The organism is Plantactinospora soyae, assembly GCF_014874095.1.
Lineage (GTDB): Bacteria > Actinomycetota > Actinomycetes > Mycobacteriales > Micromonosporaceae > Plantactinospora > Plantactinospora soyae.
On the sequence record NZ_JADBEB010000001.1, the window covers coordinates 2,921,744 to 2,943,466 of the forward strand.

At 70.5% G+C, this 21,723-nt stretch carries 19 protein-coding genes; 10 read left to right on the forward strand and 9 right to left on the reverse strand.

Annotated elements, in window-relative coordinates:
• Window positions 1–21 precede the first annotated feature (21 nt).
• Window positions 22–1,977 (forward strand): sensor histidine kinase, encoded by a 1,956-nt coding sequence (locus H4W31_RS13085; RefSeq protein ID WP_192766913.1) that lies wholly within the window; start codon window positions 22–24, stop codon window positions 1,975–1,977.
• Between the two features lie 16 nt (window positions 1,978–1,993).
• On the opposite strand, the gene H4W31_RS13090 is transcribed toward H4W31_RS13085, so the two are convergent.
• Window positions 1,994–2,449 carry a gamma-glutamylcyclotransferase gene (locus H4W31_RS13090; RefSeq protein WP_192766914.1) on the reverse strand — a complete coding sequence of 152 codons (456 nt, stop codon included), beginning with the start codon at window positions 2,447–2,449 and terminating at the stop codon, window positions 1,994–1,996.
• Between the two features lie 106 nt (window positions 2,450–2,555).
• Between H4W31_RS13090 and H4W31_RS13095 the strand changes: the two genes are divergently transcribed.
• The 5 genes from H4W31_RS13095 (at window position 2,556) to thrS (ending at window position 9,310) form a co-directional block, all read left to right on the forward strand.
• Entirely contained in the window at window positions 2,556–3,959 is a 1,404-nt protein-coding gene (locus H4W31_RS13095; protein WP_192766915.1) for an NAD(P)H-quinone dehydrogenase, read from the forward strand.
• 444 nt (window positions 3,960–4,403) lie between these two features.
• Complete coding sequence (locus tag H4W31_RS13100) at window positions 4,404–6,056, forward strand: circularly permuted type 2 ATP-grasp protein (RefSeq protein ID WP_192766916.1); 1,653 nt, start codon at window positions 4,404–4,406, stop codon at window positions 6,054–6,056.
• Window positions 6,050–7,003 (forward strand): alpha-E domain-containing protein, encoded by a 954-nt coding sequence (locus H4W31_RS13105; protein ID WP_192766917.1) that lies wholly within the window; start codon window positions 6,050–6,052, stop codon window positions 7,001–7,003. Before H4W31_RS13100 ends, H4W31_RS13105 begins: the two co-directional genes overlap by 7 nt.
• 22 nt (window positions 7,004–7,025) lie before the next feature.
• The gene (locus tag H4W31_RS13110; RefSeq protein ID WP_318783169.1) at window positions 7,026–7,889 is read left to right on the forward strand and encodes a transglutaminase family protein; all 864 of its coding nucleotides are present in this window, start codon (window positions 7,026–7,028) and stop codon (window positions 7,887–7,889) included.
• Window positions 7,890–7,921: 32 nt separating this feature from the next.
• On the forward strand, window positions 7,922–9,310 hold the full coding sequence (thrS, locus tag H4W31_RS13115) for a threonine--tRNA ligase (RefSeq protein ID WP_318783170.1): 1,389 nt from the start codon (window positions 7,922–7,924) through the stop codon (window positions 9,308–9,310).
• Between the two features lie 83 nt (window positions 9,311–9,393).
• On the opposite strand, the gene H4W31_RS13120 is transcribed toward thrS, so the two are convergent.
• Complete coding sequence (locus H4W31_RS13120) at window positions 9,394–9,843, reverse strand: DoxX family protein (protein ID WP_192766919.1); 450 nt, start codon at window positions 9,841–9,843, stop codon at window positions 9,394–9,396.
• A 91-nt stretch (window positions 9,844–9,934) separates the two neighbouring features.
• Here H4W31_RS13120 and H4W31_RS13125 point away from each other — a divergent pair, with 91 nt between their 5' ends.
• A complete protein-coding gene (locus H4W31_RS13125; RefSeq protein WP_192766920.1) occupies window positions 9,935–10,564 on the forward strand; it encodes a TetR/AcrR family transcriptional regulator in 630 nt (209 codons plus the stop codon).
• 31 nt (window positions 10,565–10,595) lie between these two features.
• Here H4W31_RS13125 and H4W31_RS13130 read toward each other — a convergent pair whose 3' ends face one another.
• On the reverse strand, window positions 10,596–12,035 hold the full coding sequence (locus tag H4W31_RS13130) for a GuaB1 family IMP dehydrogenase-related protein (RefSeq protein WP_192766921.1): 1,440 nt from the start codon (window positions 12,033–12,035) through the stop codon (window positions 10,596–10,598).
• A gap of 107 nt (window positions 12,036–12,142) precedes the next feature.
• Window positions 12,143–13,915, reverse strand: a complete 1,773-nt coding sequence (locus tag H4W31_RS13135) for an ATP-binding protein (protein ID WP_192766922.1) — start codon at window positions 13,913–13,915, stop codon at window positions 12,143–12,145.
• A gap of 449 nt (window positions 13,916–14,364) precedes the next feature.
• Between H4W31_RS13135 and H4W31_RS13140 the strand changes: the two genes are divergently transcribed.
• The 3 genes from H4W31_RS13140 (at window position 14,365) to H4W31_RS13150 (ending at window position 16,951) form a co-directional block, all read left to right on the forward strand.
• Complete coding sequence (locus H4W31_RS13140) at window positions 14,365–15,078, forward strand: PadR family transcriptional regulator (RefSeq protein ID WP_318783171.1); 714 nt, start codon at window positions 14,365–14,367, stop codon at window positions 15,076–15,078.
• A gap of 124 nt (window positions 15,079–15,202) precedes the next feature.
• Window positions 15,203–16,159 carry an ATP-binding cassette domain-containing protein gene (locus H4W31_RS13145; protein ID WP_192766923.1) on the forward strand — a complete coding sequence of 319 codons (957 nt, stop codon included), beginning with the start codon at window positions 15,203–15,205 and terminating at the stop codon, window positions 16,157–16,159.
• Between the two features lie 36 nt (window positions 16,160–16,195).
• Window positions 16,196–16,951, forward strand: a complete 756-nt coding sequence (locus H4W31_RS13150; protein WP_192766924.1) for an ABC transporter permease — start codon at window positions 16,196–16,198, stop codon at window positions 16,949–16,951.
• A 165-nt stretch (window positions 16,952–17,116) separates the two neighbouring features.
• Here the strand turns inward: H4W31_RS13150 and H4W31_RS13155 are convergent, their stop codons facing one another.
• The 5 genes from H4W31_RS13155 to H4W31_RS13175 all read right to left on the reverse strand — a co-directional run bounded on the left by H4W31_RS13155 (window position 17,117) and on the right by H4W31_RS13175 (window position 21,683).
• Window positions 17,117–17,770, reverse strand: a complete 654-nt coding sequence (locus H4W31_RS13155; protein ID WP_192766925.1) for an O-methyltransferase — start codon at window positions 17,768–17,770, stop codon at window positions 17,117–17,119.
• A gap of 210 nt (window positions 17,771–17,980) precedes the next feature.
• Complete coding sequence (locus H4W31_RS13160) at window positions 17,981–18,652, reverse strand: Maf family protein (protein ID WP_192766926.1); 672 nt, start codon at window positions 18,650–18,652, stop codon at window positions 17,981–17,983.
• 58 nt (window positions 18,653–18,710) lie between these two features.
• Window positions 18,711–19,859: a type VII secretion-associated serine protease mycosin gene (gene mycP / locus H4W31_RS13165; RefSeq protein WP_404825585.1), complete on the reverse strand. Its 1,149-nt coding sequence runs from the start codon at window positions 19,857–19,859 to the stop codon at window positions 18,711–18,713.
• A complete protein-coding gene (locus tag H4W31_RS13170; protein WP_192766927.1) occupies window positions 19,856–21,229 on the reverse strand; it encodes a hypothetical protein in 1,374 nt (457 codons plus the stop codon). Before H4W31_RS13170 ends, mycP begins: the two co-directional genes overlap by 4 nt.
• Complete coding sequence (locus tag H4W31_RS13175) at window positions 21,222–21,683, reverse strand: hypothetical protein (protein ID WP_192766928.1); 462 nt, start codon at window positions 21,681–21,683, stop codon at window positions 21,222–21,224. The genes H4W31_RS13170 and H4W31_RS13175 overlap by 8 nt, the downstream gene beginning before the upstream one ends.
• Window positions 21,684–21,723: the final 40 nt, after the last annotated feature.

Genomic DNA, 21,723 nt, shown 5'->3' on the forward strand with positions numbered 1-21,723 from the left:
CCGACCGACGACACTGAACGCATGTTGCGCCGACAGGGGATCGCGTTCGTTCGGAACCTCGCCCTACTCGGGCTGGGCCTCGTCGGCCTGGCGATGTCCGTGCTGCTGATTGTGGCGGCCACCCTGGTCGTGCCGTACCTGCCCGCGGCGCGGGTCGCCAAGCGGCTGGCGGATCTCGGTCGGCGGTTGACCGGGAGCTGGGGCGGACTGCCGGTGGAGGTCGAGCGGCGGCCCGGCCCGCCGGCACCCGAGCGCTGGGCCGACGGCTGGTACGTCCACGAGAACGAGCTGTACAAGTCGCCGAGGCTGCCCGCGTACCTCCTGGAACTGGCCTGGCGCTCGGAGGACCCGGCGCTGCTGCGCGAGTGGCTGTGGCTGCACCTCACCCCGTTCGTCGGGGGTCTCGCGGTGCTGGTGCCGCCGACGCTGGCCACGGCCGGGGTCGGGCTCGGCACGCTCGGGCTGGCCGGTGGCGCGGCTCCGGTCGTCGGGGCACCGTCGCCGGCCTGGGCGGTACCGGTCGGACTGGCGCTGGTCGCCCTGGGCTTCGCGCTCGCGCCGATGGCGCTCCGGCTGCACGCCCGGTGGAGCCGGCTGCTGCTCGGGCCGTCGGCGCAGTTCTGGTGGACCGGGTCGAGAGCGGCCCGCTGGCTGCGGAAGGGGTCCGACGACACCTGGCACGGCGGCGGGCTCAGCGGCCTGGGTTTCGCCGCCCTCGGTGGCACCCTGCTCAACCTCGTGACGTTGCTGGTCGCCTGGGGCGGGCTCTCGCCGCAGGTGTCGCACCTGACCCGACCCCTGGTCAGCCGGTACCGCAGGTACGCCGGGACGTGGGCCGGCGTGACCATCGCGGAGCCGTACCGGCCGCTGCCGGAACTGCCGGTTCCGGACGAGGACGGCCGGTACCGGATCGGCCGTACCCTCTACACCGATCGCGAGGCGGCGGTCCGGGTCCAGCGGTACCAGTGGTGGTTCGGCGATCCGGCGACCTGGCGGGACCAGCTCTGGGCGGCCACCAGTCCGCTGCTCGGGGTGCTCGGGCTGGTCCCGGCCGCGCTGGTCGGGCTGGGCCTGTACGGGCTGGTCGGGCAGCCGCTGTCCTGGGTGCCCTGGGCGGTGCCGCTCGGCGTGTTCAGCGGGGAGTGGATCACCCCCTGGTACCTCTGGTACGGCGTCACCCGCCTCTGGCCCGACCTCGGGTGGATTCCGGGTTGGGCGAGCCCGTTCGTCGGCCTGGCGATGGCCGGCCTCGGGATGCTGCTCGCCCCGGCGATGCTCCGGCTCCGGCTCCGGTACGACCGGCTGCTGCTCGCCCCGACCCGGTCGGCCTCGCTCGCGCACCGGGTGGACCAGCTCACCGAGACCCGGGCCGACGCGATCGACAGCCAGGCGGCCGAACTGCGCCGGATCGAGCGGGACCTGCACGACGGGGCGCAGGCCCGGCTGATCGCGGTCGGGCTCAGCCTGGCCGGCGTCGAGCGGCTGATCGAGGAGGATCCGGCCGCCGCGCGGGCGCTGGTCGCCCAGGCCCGGCAGGCGTCGGCCACCGCCCTGACCGAACTGCGTGACCTGGTACGCGGCATCCATCCGCCGGTACTCGCCGAACGGGGACTGCCGGACGCACTCCGGGCGGTGGCACTGGACAACCCGGTGCCGGTACGGGTGACGGGTCAGTTGCCCGGCCGGCTCGAGCCGCCGGTGGAGTCGGCGGCGTACTTCTGCGCGCTGGAGGCACTGGCCAACGCGACCCGGCACGCCGGCGCGAGCACGGTGGAGATAGACATCACGTACACCGGCACGGCGCTGCGGATCACCGTCGCCGACGACGGCCGGGGCGGTGCCGATCCGGCCCGGGGCAGCGGGCTGCGGGGCGTCCAGCGCCGGCTCGGCACCTTCGACGGCGTACTCAGGCTGGACAGCCCGGTCGGTGGCCCGACGCTGGTGACCGTGGAGATCCCGTGCCCGATGCCGGGCTGATCCGCCAGTCCGGGGCTCAGGCGGAGGCGGTGCCGGTGGGCCGGGCGCGCAGTTCGGCCACGTAGTCGTCCGGGGCACCGGCCTTCTCCGCCGCGTTGGCGATCTCCGACAGGTACCAGGCGGTCGGCAGGCCGCCCTCGTAGCCGGCGAAGACGTACACCCAGGCGGTCACCTCGCCGTCCAGAGTGACCACCCGGACGTGCAGCTTCCGGTAGGTGCCCGAGACGACGCCCTCGACCTCGTCGAGTTGGGCGGCGTCCCAGGAGTGCACGTCGTAGAGTGCGACGAAGACACGATCACCAGGAGATTCGACGACGGTGGTGACCGCGCCCTCCCAGCCGATCACCCCCTCGCCGGCGAAGGTCAGCCGCCAGCCTTCCAGCCAGCCGGTGCCGACCATCGGCGAATGCGGGCAGTAGGCACGCATTCGGGCGGGATCGAGGTTTGAGCCGTACGCGGCGTAATGACGCACGGCGATGACGATAGCCCGGCGGAGGGGTGGTGGAGAATACGACCGTGCGTGTCGTACGGGTTCTGGGCAAGATTGTCACTGTGAGCACTGACGGAGGACGAGAGTTGTGAGCCGGATTGTGATCATCGGCGGGGGGCCGGCCGGCTACGAGGCGGCCCTGGTCGCCGCCCAGTTGGACGCCGACGTCACGGTCGTCGAGACCGATGGCGCCGGGGGCGCCTGCGTGCTGCACGACTGCGTCCCCTCGAAGACCTTCATCGCGAGTTCCGAGGTCGTCACCGGATACCGCGACACCGATGAGTTCGGGGTCCACTCCGACGGCCTGGCGGCGATCACCGTCGACGCGGCGACGGTGTACGGGCGGGTCAAGCGCCTCGCGTTGGCCCAGTCGGCCGACATCCAGGCCAAACTGATCAAGGCTGGCGTGACGTTCGTCGCCGGCCGGGCCAAGCTGGGCGTGGACACGCTCGGTCACACCCACCAGGTGCTGGTGACGCCGTCGGACGGTGACTCCACGTACTCGATGGATGCCTCGACGGTACTGATCGCAACCGGCGCCACCCCCCGGGTGCTGCCCACCGCCGTACCGGACGGCGAACGGATCCTGGACTGGCGCCAGGTGTACGACCTGCCGGAGCTGCCCGAGAGCCTGATCGTCATCGGCTCCGGCGTCACCGGCGCCGAGTTCGCCAGCGCCTACCTGGCGATGGGCGTGAAGGTGACCCTGGTCTCCAGCCGGGACCGGGTCATGCCGCACGAGGACCCCGACGCCGCGACGGCGATCGAGCAGGTGTTCCGGTCCCGGGGCATGACCATCCTGAACAACAGCCGGGCGAACGAGGTCCGCCGGACCGGCGACGGGGTCGAGGTGGAACTCTCCGACGGCCGGCTGGTGCACGGCTCGCACGCGCTGATGGCGGTCGGCTCGGTGCCGAACACCGCCGACCTCGGCCTGACCGAGTACGGCGTCGCGGTCGCTCCCGGCGGCTACGTCAGCACGGACCGGGTCTCCCGGACCAACGTGCCCGGGATCTACGCGGCCGGCGACTGCACCGGCGTACTGCCGCTGGCCAGTGTGGCCGCCATGCAGGGCCGGATCGCCATGTGGCACGCCCTGGGCGAGGCGGTGTCGCCGCTGCGGCTGCGTACGGTCGCCGCCAACGTCTTCACCGACCCGGAACTGGCCACCGTCGGGGTGTCGCAGAACGAGGTGGACTCCGGCAAGGTGCCGGCCCGCCAGGTGATGCTGCCGCTGGCCGGCAACGCCCGGGCCAAGATGGCCGACCTGCGGGACGGCTTCATCAAGCTCTTCTGCCGGCCCGCCTCCGGCCAGGTCGTCGGCGGTGTGGTGGTGGCGCCGAAGGCCAGCGAGCTGATCCTGCCGATCACGATCGCGGTGGAGAACAACCTCACGGTCGACCAGTTGGCGCTGACCTTCACCATCTATCCGTCGCTCTCCGGTTCGATCACCGAGGCGGCCCGGCAGCTGATGTTGCACGAGCTGGAGTAGCGCTGCCCCGGCCGCCGGGGGACGACGCTCCGGGGAGCGTCGGCGTACCGTTGTCGGCGCGCGAGCCGTACCCCCAGGTCCCCCGTTCCTGGTGGTGAAGCGGTTCGCCACCAGGGCCGCCGGCGGGTCCCGCGCCGGCGGCCCGCCTCACGGATGCTTACCAGGGGCGCCGTTGGCGCAACCGGGTCAGTCGATCGGAATCCGGTACAGCAGGTCGTACCGGTCGCCGGGGAAGTCGATGTCCGCCGACCTTCGCGCTCGGGCTGGTGCTGCCGCGCTGGCGGGAGCAGACGCTCCGGCTGGTGGCCCTGGGCCGGGACATCGACCGACATCGTCCAGATTCGCCGTCGCCGGGCCGCTGACCTGGGGGCGGGACCCAGATTTCGCGATCATGCGGTGTCGTCGTGTTACGCGGGCGCAACGAGATCGGCGTAACGTCAGGCCATGGCGGACTTGTTCGAGGACTACCGCCTCGGCCCTGGCTGGGACGAGATGTTCGGCGCGCCGGGCATGCCCCGGGAGACGTACGAAGCCCTGCACGCCACCCTGCAACCGTTGTCCAGTGTCGAACTCCGGGTTCGGGCGGAGGTACTGGCCCGGGCGTTCCTCGACCAGGGGATCACCTTCGCACTCAAGGGTGTCGAGGGGCCGTTCCCGCTCGACATCGTGCCCCGGATCATCGCCGCCGGCGAGTGGCGGGTGGTCGAGGCCGGAGTCGCCCAGCGGGTGAAGGCGCTGGAGGCCTTCCTCGCCGACATCTACGGCGCCGGCCAGGTCCTCGCCGACGGCGTGGTACCCCGCCGGGTCGTGGTCACCAGCGCGCACTTCCACCGCGAAGCCGCCGGCATCAGCCCACACAACGGGGTACGGATCCACGTCGCCGGAGTCGACCTGGTCCGTGACGAGGAGGGCGCCTTCCGGGTGCTGGAGGACAACGTCCGGGTCCCCTCCGGGGTTAGTTACGTGATGGAGAACCGCCGGGCGATGGCCCACGTACTGCCCGAGGTCTTCGCCGCGACCCGGATCCAGCCCGTGGAGTCGTACCCGGGGGAGTTGTTGCGGGCCCTGCGCGCGGCGGCGCCGGTCGGGATCACCGATCCGACGGTGGTGGTCCTGACCCCCGGCGTGCACAACTCGGCCTACTTCGAGCACGCCCTACTGGCCCGCGAGATGGGCGTCGAGCTGGTCGAGGGCCGGGACCTGGTCTGTGTGGGCAACGAGGTCGCCATGCGGACCACCGGCGGCGAGCAGCGGGTCGACGTCATCTACCGGCGGATCGACGACGAGTTCCTCGATCCGGTGCATTTCCGGGCCGACTCGGTGATCGGGGTCGCCGGGCTGTTGAACGCGGCCCGGGCCGGTCGGGTGACCATCGCCAACGCCGTCGGCAACGGCGTCGCGGACGACAAGCTCCTCTACTCGTACGTCCCGGACCTGATCCGTTACTACCTGGGCGAGGAGCCGACGCTGTCCAACGTCGAGACGTACCGGCTGGAGGACCCGGACGTGCTCGACCACGTCCTCGACCAGTTGGACCGGCTGGTGTGCAAGCCGGTCGACGGGTCCGGCGGGGCGGGCATCGTGATCGGCTCCCAGGCATCCGACTCCGAACTGGCCGAGCTGCGGACCCGGATCACCGCCGACCCGCGCGGCTGGATCGCCCAGCGCGAGGTGGCGCTCTCGATGGTGCCGACGCTGATCGGCAACCGGCTGCGGGCCCGGCACGTCGACCTGCGCCCGTTCGCGGTCAACGACGGCCAGCGGGTCAGCGTGCTGCCGGGCGGGCTGACCCGGGTCGCGCTGCCCGAGGGCGCGTTGGTGGTCAACTCCAGCCAGGGCGGCGGGTCCAAGGACACCTGGATCCTCGCCGAGCCGCCGTCCGAACTCAGCCCGGTGGACCTGAGCACCGGCATCGACCCGGCCGAGCCCGTCGATCCCGCCGAGCTTTCCGAGCCTGACGCTCCGGTGCTGCCCCGGGTACCCACGCCGCGCAGCCCCGATCCGGGACCGGGTGGCGGGCAGGTCGCCGAACAGCAGCAACAGCAGCAACAGTCCACTCGGGACGCCGGTGCCGACCAGGGGTGGTCGAGATGCTGAGCCGGATCGCGGAATCGCTCTACTGGATCGGCCGGTACGTCGAACGGGCCGAGGACACCGCGCGGATCCTCGACGTACACCTGCACCGGATGCTCGCCGACCCGTGGGTCGACGAGGCGACGGCCTGCCGGTCGCTGCTCGGCGTGATGGGAGTCGGAGAACTGGAACAGCCGGTCACCGCCGCCCGGGTCGTCGGGCTGCTCGGCCTCGACGAGGAGAACCCGAGTTCCGTGGTCGGCGCCCTGGCCGCCGCCCGGGAGAACGCCCGGGGCGCCCGGGAAACCATCTCGGCCGACATGTGGGAGTGCCTCAACTCGACCTGGCACGGCCTGCCGGGCGCCCGGCGCCGCGCCGAGGAGCAGGGCGTACACGCCTTCTTCCGCTGGGTCCGGGAACGCTGCGCGGTGATGGCCGGCCTCACCGACGCCACCATGAGCCGGGACGAGGGCTGGCTGTTCCTGGTGCTGGGCCGCAACGTGGAACGGGTCGACATGACCGCCCGACTGCTCTCCACCCACGTACGCGCCGGCGGCAGCATTCCGTCCTGGCTGACGCTGCTGCGCTCCTGCGGCGCCTGGGAGACGTTCCTGCGGACGTACCGGGGATCGCTCGACGACCGGCACTCGGCGGAGTTCCTGCTGCTCGACCGGCTCTTCCCCCGCTCGGTCTTCGCCGCGCTCTCCCGGGCCGAGGGCTGCCTCGCCGAACTGGAGCCGTACGGCGGCCCGGGTCAGCCCGGCCGGACCGGAGTGGCCACCGACGCGCAGCGGATCATCGGTCGGGCCCGGACCGGCCTGGAGTTCCGGGCCGCCGACGAGCTGATCGGTGACCTCGGCACGGTCCTCGCCGGCCTGGAACGGACCTGTTCCCAGGTGAACGACGCGGTCTCCCGCCGCTACTTCCGGCAGACCTCCGCCGTCGCCTGGGTGCCGGAGGCGGTCGCGTGACCCGGTGTTGGAGGAGGTTCCGGTGACGGTGGGCAGTTGGCGGCTGAAGATCAGACACCAGACCGGTTTCACCTACGCCGGGGCGGTCGCCGGGTCGTACAACGAGGCCCGGATGTCGCCGCGCAACGATGCCCGCCAGGCGGTGCTGGACGCGCGGGTGGAGGTGTGGCCGTCGGCCCGGACCTACCGGTACGAGGACTACTGGGGGACCGTGGTGACCGCCTTCGACCTGCACGAGGCACACGAGTCGCTGCGGGTCACCGCCTCCTCCACTGTGGAGACGCTGGGCCCCGGTGACCAGTCGGCCGCGACCGACGGCGCCGGCTGGGCGGACCTGCGCGGACTCCAGACCCGGGACCGCTGGTACGAACTGCTGCTGCCCACCCCGCGTACCGCGCTCGACGAGGAGCTGACCGACCTGGCCGAGTCCGTCCGGGCCGCCCGGCCGACCCCGCACGCGGCCGCGATGGCGCTCTGCGAGCAGGTACGCGACGAGGTGGCGTACACCTCGGGCGCGACCGGGGTGCAGACCGACGCCGTACAGGCCTGGCGGCAGCGCAAGGGTGTCTGCCAGGACATCAGCCACCTGGTGGTCGGGCTGCTGCGCAGCATCGGCATCCCCGCCCGGTACGTCTCCGGATACCTGCACCCGGTACCGGACGCGGGGATCGGGGAGAGCATCGTCGGGCAGAGTCACGCCTGGGTCGAATGGTGGGTCGGCCGGTGGGCGGCCTTCGACCCGACCAACGGGGTACCGGTCGGCGAGCGGCACGTCGTGGTCGGCCGTGGCCGGGAGTACGGCGACGTACCGCCGTTGAAGGGCGTCTACGCCGGGCCGGCCAACACCGGGCAGGGCGTCGAGGTGACCATCACCCGGCTGCGCTGACCGGCGGATATTCGCTGGGCGGGACGCGGGTGGTGGCGTACCGTGGCCGCCATGCGCAGTGCGAACGAGACGACCACGCCGGGCGACCCCGGCGTGCCGCACTGACGCGAACTCTTCGTCGACAGGCCCCGGGGCGATCCGCTCCGGGGCTTCGTCGTACTCCGGGACCGGGATCGTCCCAGCCAGATCCCGATCTCCAGGAGAAGACCATGGTTGACCACCGCAGGCTCGGCCGCGAGCTCGAGCTGTTCCACGCCGATCCGCTCTCCGGCGCCGGCCTGCCGATCTGGCTACCGGCCGGCGCCGCCGCCCGGCACAGCGTCGAGTCCTACGTCCGGGAGTTGGAGCGCCAGGCCGGCTACCAGCACGTCTACTCGCCTCCGCTGGGCAAGCGCGAGCTGTTCGAACTCTCCGGGCACCTCGGCTACTTCGCCGACGACATGTTCCCGGTGCTGCGGCTCTCCGCCGATGACGAGTTCGTGCTCCGTCCGGCACTGTGTCCGCACCACGCCCTCGTCTACCGGGCCCGGGGCCGGTCCTACCGGGAACTGCCGCTGCGGATCGCCGAGCTGGGCGGGATGTACCGGTCCGAGCGGTCCGGGGTGCTCGGCGGACTCAGCCGGGTCCGGGCGATCTCGCTCAACGACGCGCACAACTTCTGCGCCGTCGAGCAGGTCGGGGCCGAGGTCGCCGAGATCCTCGACCTGATCCGGGTCGCGCACGCGGCGCTCGGCGTACGACCGGCGGGGTTCCGGCTCTCCCTACGCGGCCCAGGGGAGAAGTACGTCGGCGACGACGAGATGTGGCAGCACGCCGAGAACCTGCTCCGGGAGGCGCTGTCCGGACTGCCGTACGTCGAGGCGCCCGGGGAGGCGGCGTTCTACGGGCCGAAGATCGATATCCAGATCCTGGACGGGGCGGGCCGGGAGTCGACCATCTCCACCATCCAGCTCGACTTCGACAAACCGGCCCGGTTCGACCTCTCCTACACCGACTCCTCCGGCGGGCGCAGCCGACCGGTGATGGTGCACCGGAGTCTGGTCGGCAGCATGGAACGGCTGTTCGCGTACCTGATCGAGGTGCACTCCGGCGCCTTCCCGGCCTGGTACGCGCCGGTGCAGGTGCAGGTCCTGCCGGTCGGGCCGGAGCAGTTGGCCGCGGCGGAGGCGTTCCGGCAGGAGTGCGTACGGGCCGGGCTGCGGGCTGAACTGGTCGGCGATGGCTCGTTGGGCGCCCGGGTCCGGGGTGCCGCCCAGCGCCGGGTCCCGTACGCGGCCGTGCTGGGTGCCCGGGAGGTGGCGGCCGGTCAGGTGGCGCTGCGGCTGCGGGACGGCCGGGCGGTGGAGCCGATGGCGGCGCCGGACGCGCTGCGGATGATCAGCGGGATCGTGGCCGCCCACTCGGCGGAACTCCTGCCCTGATCCGGCGAGGGTCGGGACAGGAGTTGCAGCGGCTCCCCGAGGGCCGGCGTCGCGCACGCGGGCTTACGCAGGCTCAGGCGGGCTCACGCCGGAAGGAAGAGTACGAGCAGGGCGGCGGTGACGAAGACCACCTGGATCGCGGTCCGGATGCCGAGTGGCTCCACGGGGCGGCCGGCCAGGGCCAGTTTTCGGCGTGCGGCGTGGACGTTGGCCGGAAACATGGCGAGCATCATCAGCGCGAGCCCGGCCGCCGCCCAGCGGGCGGTGGCCGGGACGAGCAGGCCGACCGCGCCGACCAGCTCCAGCACACCGGTCACGGTCACCAGCAGATCCGGTCGCGGCAGTTTCGGGGGCACCATCGCAATGAGATCGCGGCGGTGCGTGGCGGCGAAGTGTGCGTAGCCGGCGAGCAGGAACATCAGGGCCAGCCCGAGCCGGAGCGCGGGGTGCCAGCCGTCCAGGGCATCGACGCCGAGGAAGCCGACGATCCGGGCGACGAACGTGCCGGCGAGCAGGGCGATCAGCGGAATCATGTCGGTGTCCGTTCGGCGAGGGGGAGAACTTGACGTCGCCAAGACTGCGTGCTGGGAGGACATCTTGTCAATGGCAAGTTATGCTGGCCGCATGATCGAGGAGACTGCCGCAGGGCGGCCGTACCATCACGGAGATCTCCGACGCGCGCTGCTGACCGCCGCCGCCGAGGCGATCGAGGAGTCGGGACCGACGGCGCTCAGTCTGCGCGATCTGGCCCGTCGGGCCGGTGTCTCCCACGCCGCGCCCGCGCATCATTTTGGCGACAAGGCCGGCCTGCTCACCGCGTTCGCCACCGAGGGCTTCGGAATGCTGGCCGACAGCCTGAACGGAATCCGTGCCGAGAACGACAGCCTGCTGGAACTCGGGGTCGGCTACGTCGGATTCGCCGTCGCGCACCGGGCCCACTTCGAGGTGATGTTCCGGCCGGAACTCTTCGACAGCGAAGATCCGGCACTGGCGGCGGCGAAGCAGCAAGCCTCCGACGCACTCCGGGCCGGCGTCGCCACGCTGCCCGAGACGACGGCCGGGCCGGAGGCGGCGAACGCCCAACTGGCCGCCTGGTCGATCGTGCACGGCTTCGCCACGCTCTGGCTCGGCGGGGCGCTCCCGGCCGAGGTCGGCACCGACCCCGAGGCGGCATCCAGGGCGGTGATCCGGCTGCTCTTCGCCCCGGGCCAGGACGCCTCCGGACGGAACGACGAGCCGGGCCGGCCCCGGTAAGCGGGGTGTCACGGCTAACGCCGCGTGCCGGTCACCAGCTCGTCGGCAGCGGCATCCCCTCGGTGTAACCGGCGGCGCTCTGCACTCCGACCACCGCGTTCGCGTGGAACTCCGCCAGGTCGGCGGCGCCCGCGTACGTGCACGCGCTGCGTACGCCCGCCACGATCTCGTCGATCAGGTCCTCCACGCCCGGCCGGGTCCCGTCGAGGTACATCCGCGCACTGGAGATGCCCTCCTCGAACACCGCCTTGCGCGCCTGGTCGTACGGGCTGTCCTCGGCGGTACGGGCACTGACGGCACGCGCCGACGCCATGCCGAAGCTCTCCTTGTACCGGCGGCCGTCGGCATCGGTGTAGAGGTCCCCCGGTGACTCGTAGGTGCCGGCGAACCAGGTGCCGATCATGACGTTGGACGCCCCGGCGGCGAGAGCGAGCGCGACGTCACGCGGATGACGTACCCCGCCGTCGGCCCAGACGTGTCGACCCAGCCGGGCGGCGGCGGTCGCGCAGTCGAGGACGGCGGAGAACTGTGGCCGCCCCACCCCGGTCATCATCCGAGTGGTGCACATCGCCCCGGGCCCGACACCGACCTTGACGATGTCCGCACCGGCTTCGACCAGATCCCGTACGCCCTCGGCGGTCACCACGTTCCCGGCGGCCACCGGTACGGGCGGGTCGAGTGCCCGTACCGCGCGCAGTGCCCTGATCATCCGCTCCTGGTGGCCGTGCGCGGTGTCCACCACCAGGGTGTCCACCCCGGCGTCGAAGAGCGCGGCGGCCTTCCGGGCGACATCGCCGTTGATCCCGATCGCGGCGGCGATCCGGAGCCGGCCCTTGTCGTCCAGCGCCGGCCGGTAGAGGGTTGCCCGCAGCGCTCCCTGTCGGGTCAGCACCCCGACCAGCCGCCCCTCGGCGTCGACCACCGGGGCGAGCCGGCGACGGCCCCGGGAGAGCCGGTCGAATCCGGTCCGGGGATCCGCCTCGGCGGGCACCGTGTGCAGTTCGGTGGACATCACATGGCGCAACTGCGCGAACCGGTCCACCCCGACCGTGTCCGCCTCGGTCACCACGCCGACCGGCCGTCCTCCGGCGTCGACGACGATCACCGCCCCGTGGGCCCGCTTCGGCAGCAGATGGATCGCGTCGCCGACGGTGTCGGCGGGACCGAGCGTGATCGCGGTGTCGTGTACCAGGTGCCGTTGCTTGACCCAGGAGACGACCTCGGTGACCACGTCGATCGGGATGTCCTGCGGCAGTACGGTGAGCGCACCTCGCCGGGCCACCGTTTCGGCCATCCGACGGCCCGCCACGGCGGTCATGTTGGAGACCACGATCGGAATCGTGGTGCCGGTGCCGTCGCTGCTGGAAAGGTCGACGTCGAGCCGGGACTCCACGGCCGACCGGGCCGGGGCCAGGAAGACGTCGTTGTAGGTCAGGTCCTGTGCGGGTGTCGCGCCGGTGATGAACTGCACCTGGCCATCATGCCCGACGAAGATCCGCCCGGCCGGCAGTCGCGCGCCCGGGACCCCGACCAGCCGAGGCCGGACCGGGCGGGCGCCGGTCATCCGAACCGGTCGGGTCAGTTGATGACGCAGATGACGGCGCCGGCCGTGAGCACCCCGCCGACCTCGGCGGAGAGGCCGCTCACCACCCCGGCCTTGTGCGCCTGCAACGGCTGCTCCATCTTCATCGCCTCCATCACCACGACCAGGTCACCCTCGGCGACGGTGTCCCCGTCGGAGACCGCGATCTTGACGATCGTGCCCTGCATCGGCGAGGTCAGCGCGTCGCCACCGGCCCCGCCCGCCCCGGCTGCCGCGCCGGCCCGGGAGCCACGTCGGGCCGGGCGCCGGGCGCCGGCCGTACCCGGAGCGCCGCTGGCCGTACCCGCGCCGTAGCCGGCCGGAAGGCTGACCTCCAGCCGCTTGCCGGCCACCTCGACCACGACGGTCTCCCGCTCGCCGCCGGTCTCCGCCTCGGAGCCGGCGGGCACGGTGTACGGCGGGACCGTGTTGTCGAACTCGGTCTCGATCCACCGGGTGTGCACGGTGAACGGGTCGCTCGTGAACGCCGGGTCCCGGACGACCAGGCGGTGGAACGGCAGCGCGGTGGCCATCCCGTCGACCACCATCTCGTCGAGGGCCCGCCGGGCGCGCTCCAGCGCTTCGGTACGGGTCTCCCCAGAGATGATCACCTTGGCGAGCAGGGAGTCGAAGTTGCCGCCGATCACATCGCCTGCGGAGATCCCGGTGTCCACCCGTACCCCGGGCCCGGTCGGAAGCCGCAGTGCGGTCACCGTGCCGGGCGCCGGCAGGAAGTTCCGGCCCGGGTCCTCGCCGTTGATCCGGAACTCGATCGAGTGTCCGCGTGGCGCCGGATCGGCGTCGAGCCGGAGCTTCTCCCCGGCCGCGATCCGGAACTGCTCGCGGACCAGGTCGATGCCGGCGGTCTCCTCGGTGACCGGGTGCTCGACCTGGAGCCGGGTGTTGACCTCCAGGAACGAGATCGTGCCATCGGCACCGACCAGGTACTCGACCGTGCCGGCGCCGTGGTAGTCGGCCTCCCGGCAGATCGCCTTGGCGCTGGCGTGGATCTGTGCCCGCTGCGCCTCCGTCAGGAACGGCGCCGGAGCCTCCTCGACGAGCTTCTGGTGCCGGCGTTGCAGCGAGCAGTCCCGGGTGCCGACGACCACGACATTGCCGTGCTGGTCGGCCAGGACCTGCGCCTCGACGTGCCGGGGCCGGTCGAGGTACCGCTCGACGAAGCACTCGCCCCGGCCGAAGGCGGCGAGCGCCTCGCGGGTGGCGGACTCGAAGAGTGCGGGAATCTCCTCCATCGTCCGGGCCACCTTGAGGCCACGGCCGCCGCCACCGAAGGCGGCCTTGATCGCGACCGGCAGCCCGTGGTCGACGGCGAACGCCAGCACCTCGTCCGGACCGTTCACCGGATCGGGCGTGCCGGGGACCAGGGGCGCACCGGCGCGCTGCGCGATGTGCCGGGCGGTGACCTTGTCACCCAGGTCGCGGATCGCCTGCGGGCTCGGCCCGATCCAGGTCAACCTCGCGTCGATCACGGCCGCCGCGAAATCCGCGTTCTCGGAGAGAAACCCGTAACCCGGATGTACGCCGTCCGCCCCGGCCCGGGCGGCCACGTCGAGCAGCTTGTCGATCCGCAGGTACGTCTCGGTCGCGGTCTCCCCGCCGAGCGCGTACGCCTCGTCGGCGAGGGTCACGTGCAGCGCGTCGCGGTCGGAGTCGGCGTACACGGCGACGCTGGCCAGTCCGGCGTCCCGGCAGGCGCGGACGACCCGGACGGCGATCTCGCCCCGGTTGGCGATCAGTACCTTGCGCACGCGGCTGCTCCTCCTCAGGTTGTCCCGCCGGCGATGGGCGCCGGTACGGCTGTCGGAACCGGCCGGCGTGGTCACCGGGGCCCGAGACACCCACTGCCCGCCTCTCGGCCGGCGCTCTTGCAGGAACATTGTCGACGACGGCGCTGGTCCCGCCGACGGGCGGGGGCGGTCCGTCCCGGTCCTCGCGGACGGGCGGGGCGGTCTGTCCCGGGGTCCTGCGACGGGCGGGGCGGTCTGTGCCGGAGGCCTGCCACGGGCGAGGTGGTCTGTTCCCGGGGTACTGCGACGGGCGAGGCGGTCTGTCGGGCCCGGCGGGCGGCGGTGGCGAACCGGACGACGACGGCGCCTGGCCGGCCGGCGGGTGGCTGGGCAGCGCCAGTGGGGTGAACCCGGCCGCGCCACGAGGGTGCCGTTGGGCGTTAGTCAATTTTGGTTATTACGCTTCATCTGTGTCAGCTACTCGAATGATGATTCTCGGCCTGGTCCGGTGGATGCAGCCGGTGCACGGCTACGACGTACGTCGTGAGCTGTTGAGCTGGAACGCGGACAAGTGGGCGAACGTCCAGCCCGGCTCGATCTACCACGCGCTGCGCAAACTGGCCGAGGAGGGGCGGTTGCGGGAGGTGGCCACCGAGCAGGTGGGTGCCCGGCCGGCGCGGATCACGTACGAGATCACGCCGAAGGGCGAGGACGAGTTCCAGAACCTGCTGCGCGGCCTGTGGTGGAACATCGGCGAGGTGGTCGACCCCTTCTTCGCCGCCTTCTCATTCCTGCCGGCGCTGTCCCGGGACGAGGCGTCGGCGGCGCTCCGCAACCGGGCTCGCTCGCTGCGCTCCGTCAACGACAGCCTGCGGTCGGCGATGGAGTCCGGGTGGATGAAGCAGGGCAGGCCGACCCACGTCGCCTGGATGTGGCAGCTGTCGATCGCCCGTGCGGAGGGCGAGATCGCGTGGTGCGAGCGGATCGCCGATCTCATCGACGCCGGGGTGCCGTACATCCCGGAGGAGTTCGTGCAGATGCCCGGGTGGAAAGAGTTCGGCACGCTGATCGGTGAGAACGCGGCGAGCACCGGGTCCGGGGAGGGCGAGCCGCCGAGTCGGGTCCAGCGTTCGGAGCGGACGAAGCCGTCCGACGCTGCCGAGGAGTCCTCGGCTGACGAGTAATAATCAACGTTGACTAGATGCGCTATATCGCGTTAGCCTCCGGGAAGCGTTGGGGTGGGCGCCTTCTGGCGGACCCCGGGGGGCGGGTCGGTGGGGATGCCGATCCGGTAGACCAGGAGCAGGCATGATCGAGACAAAAGGGCTGCGGAAGTCGTTCCGCTCCCGACAGGGCGGAAGTAAAAAGGCGGTCGACGCGGTCCGTGGCGTCGACCTCATCGTCGCCGAAGGGGAGATCTTCGGGTTCCTCGGGCCGAACGGCGCGGGCAAGACCACCACCCTGCGGATGCTCGCCACCCTCATCGAGCCGGACGGCGGTGAAGCGAACCTCGCGGGCGTCGACCTCAGGACCAACCCCGGTGAGGTACGACGCAAGATCGGCTACGTGGCACAGGGCGGCAGCACCTGGGACGAGTCGACCGCCCGGGAGGAACTCGTACTGCACGCCCGGATGTACGGCATCAGCAAGGTGGAGGCGCGGCAGCGTGCCGAACGCGCCCTGGCGGCGTTCCAGCTCACCGAGTACGCCGACCGGAAGTGCAAGACGTACTCCGGTGGCCAGCGCCGTCGGGTGGACATCGCCCTCGGCATCATCCACGAGCCGAAGATCGTCTTCCTGGACGAGCCGACCACCGGCCTCGACCCGCAGAGCCGGGCACACATGTGGGACGAGATCCGCCGGCTGCGCTCCGAGGGCATGACCGTCTTCATCACCACGCACTACCTCGACGAGGCGGACGCGCTCTGCGACCGGATCGCGATCATGGATCACGGCGAGATCGTGGCCGAGGGCACCCCGGCCGAGCTGAAGCGGGAAATATCCGGAGACGTGGTGCTGGTCACCGTCGAAGGAACGGCACAGGACGCCGCCAAGGTGCTGGAAACCGAGCCGTACGTCACCAAGCTGGAGACCTCGGACGAGAGCGGACTGCGCCTCTACGTCAACGACGGTGCCCGGGACATGCCCCAGATCCTGCGCGCCCTCGACACCGCCGGCATCGGGCTCAGCTCCATCGAGCTGCACCGCCCCAGCCTCGACGACGTGTTCCTCACCAAGACCGGCCGCTCGCTGCGCGAGTCCTGACCGCCCCGCCGCGCACGCCGAACAGGAGACTCTGCAATGAAATTCGCCCGCGACACCTGGCTGATCTTCCAGCGGCAGTTCCTGCTGCTGATCCGCCAGCCCGTCTGGCTCTTCGTCGGCATCTTCCAGCCGGTGATGTACCTACTGCTCTTCGCGCCGCTGCTCAAGCCCGCGTTGCAGGCGTCGAGCAACGCCGAGGCGTACCGCATCTTCGTTCCCGGCCTGCTGGTGCTGCTCGCCATCTTCGGCGGGCTCTTCCAGGGCTTCGGCCTGATCGCCGAGCTGCGCGCCGGAGTGATCGAACGATCCCGGGTCACCCCGGTCAGCCGACTCGCCCTGCTACTCGGCCGGTCACTGCGGGACGTGGTGTCGCTGATCGCCCAGGCGATCATCATCACCCTGCTCGCGCTGGGCTTCGGGCTCTCCGTGTTCATCGGGGACCTGCTGCTCGCGTACCTGCTGCTGGCCCTGATCGCGCTGATGACGTCCGCGCTGTCGTACGGCATCGCCCTGGTCGTGAAGAGCGAGGACGCGCTCGCGCCGCTGATGAACACGATCGCCCAGCCGGTGCTGCTGCTCTCCGGGATCCTGCTGCCGTTGACCTTCGCGCCGGGCTGGCTGCAGGGGATCGCCGACTGGAACCCCTTCTCCTGGGCCGTGGACGGTGCTCGGGCGCTCTTCGCCGGTGACCTGGGCAACGACGCCGTCTGGCAGGGGTTGTCGGTGATGACGGTGATCACCGCGCTGGCGGTGGCCTGGGCGGCCCGCGAGTTCGCCCGCAGCGTCCGCTGAGCAGGGCCAGCGCGAGAGTGGTACGGGTGGGGTCGGCATCGACCAGCGGTGGCGGGCTGCGCGTCCGTCATCGAGGTCGAGCCGACGCCACCCGCCGCGTCTTCTCATTCCGGCACGACGTGCCGCCCGCCCCGGCGAGACGGATGTGCTCAGGGACGGATGTGCTCAGCGGCGGCGGGCCAGGGTCAGCCCGTCCGCGATCGGCAGCATCACCAGATCGACCCGGTCATCCTTGAGAACGGCATCGTTGAACTCGGCGATCGCCCGGTCACCCGCGTTCTTCGGGGCCAGGACCCGGCCGACCCGCAACACGTTGTCCACCACGATCAGCCCGCCGCTACGCATCCTCGGCACCAACTCGGTCCAGTAGTTCAGGTAGCCCGTCTTGTCGGCGTCGATGAACGCCAGATCGAGGTACGGCTCCGTCGGCAACGACCGCAGGTTCTCGGCCGCCGGACCGATGCGGAGATCGATCCGGTCGTCGACCCCGGCCCGCGCCCAGTACCGCCGGGCGGTCGCGGTGTACTCCTCCGAGATGTCGAAGCAGGTCAGGTGGCCGTCCGCCGGCAATCCGCGGGCGATGGCCAGCGAGGACAGGCCGGTGAAGGTGCCGATCTCGACCGCCTGCCGGGCGTTCACCAGGCGGGTCAGGAAGGTGAGCAGCCCGGCCTGCTCCGGGGCGATCTGCATCTCGGCGTCCGCCGGTAGGACCGACAACGTCTCGTCGATCAACTCGCGGACGAGGTCGTCCGGCGGAGAGCCGTGCGCCAGCACGTACGCGGACAGGTCTTCGGTGAGTGGAATCGATTTTGTGGACACGTCCCGACGCTAGCCCATCATGGTCAGCGGACCCGATGGTTCATCAATGTGCCCGGTGGGCAGGCGTCACCGATGTTTCTGTCACCGGTCGGCGACACTTGACCACCGCTCGGGGCGATCAGTTCGGCGACTCTGACCACCGCTCGGGAAGATCAGTGGCTGGTCGACGAGGCAGGAGCGCTCAGGCGTTGGCCGACGAGGCAGGGGTGTTCACTTGCTGGTCGACGAGGCAGGGGTCGCCGTCCAGAGGTCAGTGATCCGCAGGTCGAGTTCGCCGAGCAGGCCGCGCAGCAGCGGCAGGGACAGCCCGATCACGGTACCGGGGTCGCCGTCGACCCGGTCGACGAACGGGCCACCCAGACCGTCGATCGTGAAGGCACCGGCCACCTGCATGGGTTCACCCGTCGCCACGTACGCGGCGATCTCTTCGTCGCTGATGGCCGCGAAGTGTACGGCCGTCTGGGCGACCGCGCCCACCTCACGCCCACTGGACAGGTCGATCAGGCAGTGCCCGGTGTGCAGCACCCCACTCCGGCCGCGCATCTCCCGCCAGCGCCGGGTCGCCTCGTCGGCGTCGACCGGCTTACCCAGGATCTCCCCGTCGAAGGCGAGTACGGAGTCGCACCCGAGTACGAGAGTCTGGCGATCGGCGGACTCGGGCGCCGACCCGTTGACGCTCGGCTGGCCGAGTCGTTCGGTCACCGTCCGTGCCTTGAGTTGGGCCAGCGTGAGGCTGAGCGCCTCCGGCGTTGAATGGTCTACCGTCGACTCGTCAACGCCGCTGACCAGTACCTCCGGCTCGATCCCCGCAGCGCGGAGGAGCTTACGGCGGGCCGGGCTTGCCGAGGCGAGTACCAGGTGCAGTCGCTTTGTCGTACGCACGGCGACTTACGCTACCCGGCCCGGTCCTGATGTCCCGCGTGCGGGCGCCGAGCCGCACTCAGTACGGGCCGGGCCGTTGTTGCTGACGTCGCCGAAGGAGTAGCACTACCAGGAGTGTGACCAGCAACCCGAGGACGACGAACGCGACGAGGACGACGATCAGGACGGTCGAGGCGGTGTTCGACCTGTTCTCAGGGTTCGGGGCGGCGTTGCCGTCGGCTTGGCTCGGGGTCGGGTTGGCGGTGGCGCTCGGACTGGCAGCCCCTTCCAACGGAGGTACGTCTGCCGTCAGCGCCGCAACCAGGTTGACTACCCCGTAGCCGTACTCCTCGTCCCGGCCAGGCGCGCCCTTGTCATCTGCGGTCGCCGTGAGCCGATGTACGACTTCCTCCGCCGACAGGTCGGGGAACTTGCTGCGTACCAGAGCCGCTGCTCCGGCGACAATGGCCGTCGAGTCCGATGTTCCGGTTCCCTTACGATAGCGCCCGTCGACAGATGTGCTGTAAATATCGACGCCCGGCGCAGCTATAACCACCCTATTGCCTGTTACCGAGACGTCGGCATGATCTCCTTTGCGGTCAGTTGCTCCAACCGCTAGGACCCCAGGGAATCCTGCAGGGAACCCTACTAACAGGCTCTTTGGTCGGTTACCAACGCCGGCGACGACAATGATATTAGCCTTGATTGCAGCCTCTACCGCTGCTCGAAGGCGAGGAGTCCCACCAGCATTGGACGAGATGCTGATTACATCCACGCGCTTCGAAGTTGCCCACTCGACCCCCTTGGCCAGGTCGTCGGCAGAGCCCCCGTCGCCCCTCTCATCTTGAATGGGAACGATTTTGGCTTGCGGAGCAATACCGAGCGCGCCGTTCGCGCCTCGACCATGTGCGGCGATGAGGCCGGCCATTCCGGTTCCGTGGCCGTTTGGATCGCCGTCTTGTTTTCCGTTGCCGGAACCGCCAGCGTAGGTCACGGTTCCCGTCAAAAGATTGTTCCGCAGGTCTGGGTGAGGATCGACGCCGGTGTCAATGACCGCGACGGTCACGCCAGCACCTTGGCTGATCCTGTGAGCTTCCGCAACCTTAAGGAAGGGTAGATGCCATTGGTTATCACGAGCCTGATCGGCATATGCGGGCACGGCCGGTAGCACGGCAACGGCCGTGACGCACAGGAGCGCCACGGCCGCGCGGGTCGTGCGAGACGTCACCGGTTGTAGCCGATCGCCGGGCCAGGGTCGATCCGGCGGTTTTCGCGGCCCGGCATCATGACCGGCGCTACTCCCTCGTCGGTCTCCCAGGGGTTGTCAGGGTCCCAGTGCTGGACGCCCTGCTCTTCCTTGCTGCGATCGCCACTACGTCCGCCCGCCCCCATCCCGAGGGTTTGGCCGCTACCCATTGGACCCCGACCCATTCCGGAGCCTGGTCGCTGCCCGGCGCCGCCAAGTGGCGTCGTGCCTGCGCCTCCGCTGGCGCCACCGATGACGCCACCTACCGGGTTGATCCGCCGGGCTGCTCCGGCTCCCGAGGCCGGTTGCGACAGTCCGGATCCAGGAGCCCCACCGATCATTCCACCGGGAGGCATCGCCCGTGGCGTCACACCAGCGTTGGGTCCATACCCTGGCGCCTTGTTCAGGCCCGTGTTAGTAGACGAAATGGGGTAACCGCTAACCGGAGGCTTGGTTCCAGGTGGCAGTCCGGGGGGTGCGATCGGAGGAGGTAGTCCAGGGCCAGTGGTAGGCGGAGGGGCGGGTGGTATGACGCTTGGCGGCGTCGGCGTGACAGGCGGAGGCGCTACCGGCGCCGTGGTGCCCAGGATCGGACCTGTTCCGGGCGGGGGCGTTGTCGTAACGACGGTCTGAATGGCCGGCGACGGCGAAGCTGTGTAGCTTGCACCGCCACCACTGCTCGAGATCGGCACGACCGGAGGAAAGACAGGTGGTGTCGAACCACCCATCGCTTCGCTTCCGCCTCCACCGCCCGGAGGGTCATCAACGCGGCCCTTTTCGTTCCGGTACTTCGGCGGTTGCCGGAGTTGCATCTGGGCCGTGGCAAGCTCGCTGCTCAGCCCGTACATGACGTGGCGGGCCTGCCAGTTCAGATCTTCCAGGTCGGCGTCGGTCGTTGGCGTCGTGCCGGCCGGCGGCTTTCCCTGATTTGCCGCGACGTCGGCGTCGTACCGGAGCTTGGCCTGCTTCTTGACCTGGTAATCGTTGTAGATCTTTTCGAGGTTGCCACGCGATTCCCAGATTGCCTGAGTGACACTCTTGAAGGTCTGGTGGTTGGCGACCGCCGTGTCGTGGACGCCCTGCACGGTGCCGATGAGGAAGTCGAGCCGAGCGACGTACGCTCGCGAAGCCTCGCTCTTCTCCGGGGGCCAGGCTTCGATCAGGCTCTCGCGGTACTGCTTAAGACGCGACAGGTGTATCGAGCTCAGTTCCGACGTCTTCTGCCAGCCGCTGACGTGCTGCCAGTGTGTGTCGGTCTGCTGGTTGGCGAGCTTCGGCCACATATCGTCGACGTTCTGCCCGACCCAGTTGGTCGTGCCAGCGACCCCGCCGGTTCCGCCTCCGTCAAGCATCCGAACCCCCCGAGTTGTCCGTGCCGCCCTGCGGAGGCGTTGCAGTCTGGGTCCCAGCCGGTGGCGGTGGCGCCGCAGTGGTCTGGTCCAAGGCGTTCTCGACGTCGCGCACCCGGGCGTGCGAGAACGCGTCAGCCTGGCCGTAGTTCTTGCTGACGGTCTCGGCCGCAGTGGCGAGTCCACCCGTGCCGTCACCGACCTCCCAGACCCGGGTGGAGGTGTCCTGCTGCACGGTCCGGTGTGCTGTCATGAACTCGAACAACTCCGGGAAATCGACCGGCCCGGGCAGGTCGGGCAGCATGTCCGCCTGGACTTCCTCCATGTGCGGGACATAGTTCTTCTGCACCTCGGCCGTCAACTGCTTGGCGAACTCTTCCATCCGCTGGATGTCGGCCTCGATGGAGCCGCCATAGTCTCGCAACCACGCAGGGCCGCGGTCTTCCTCAGGTATCACGTCTTCTCCCCAGGTACTACGTACTGCCCCACGTCAAGGT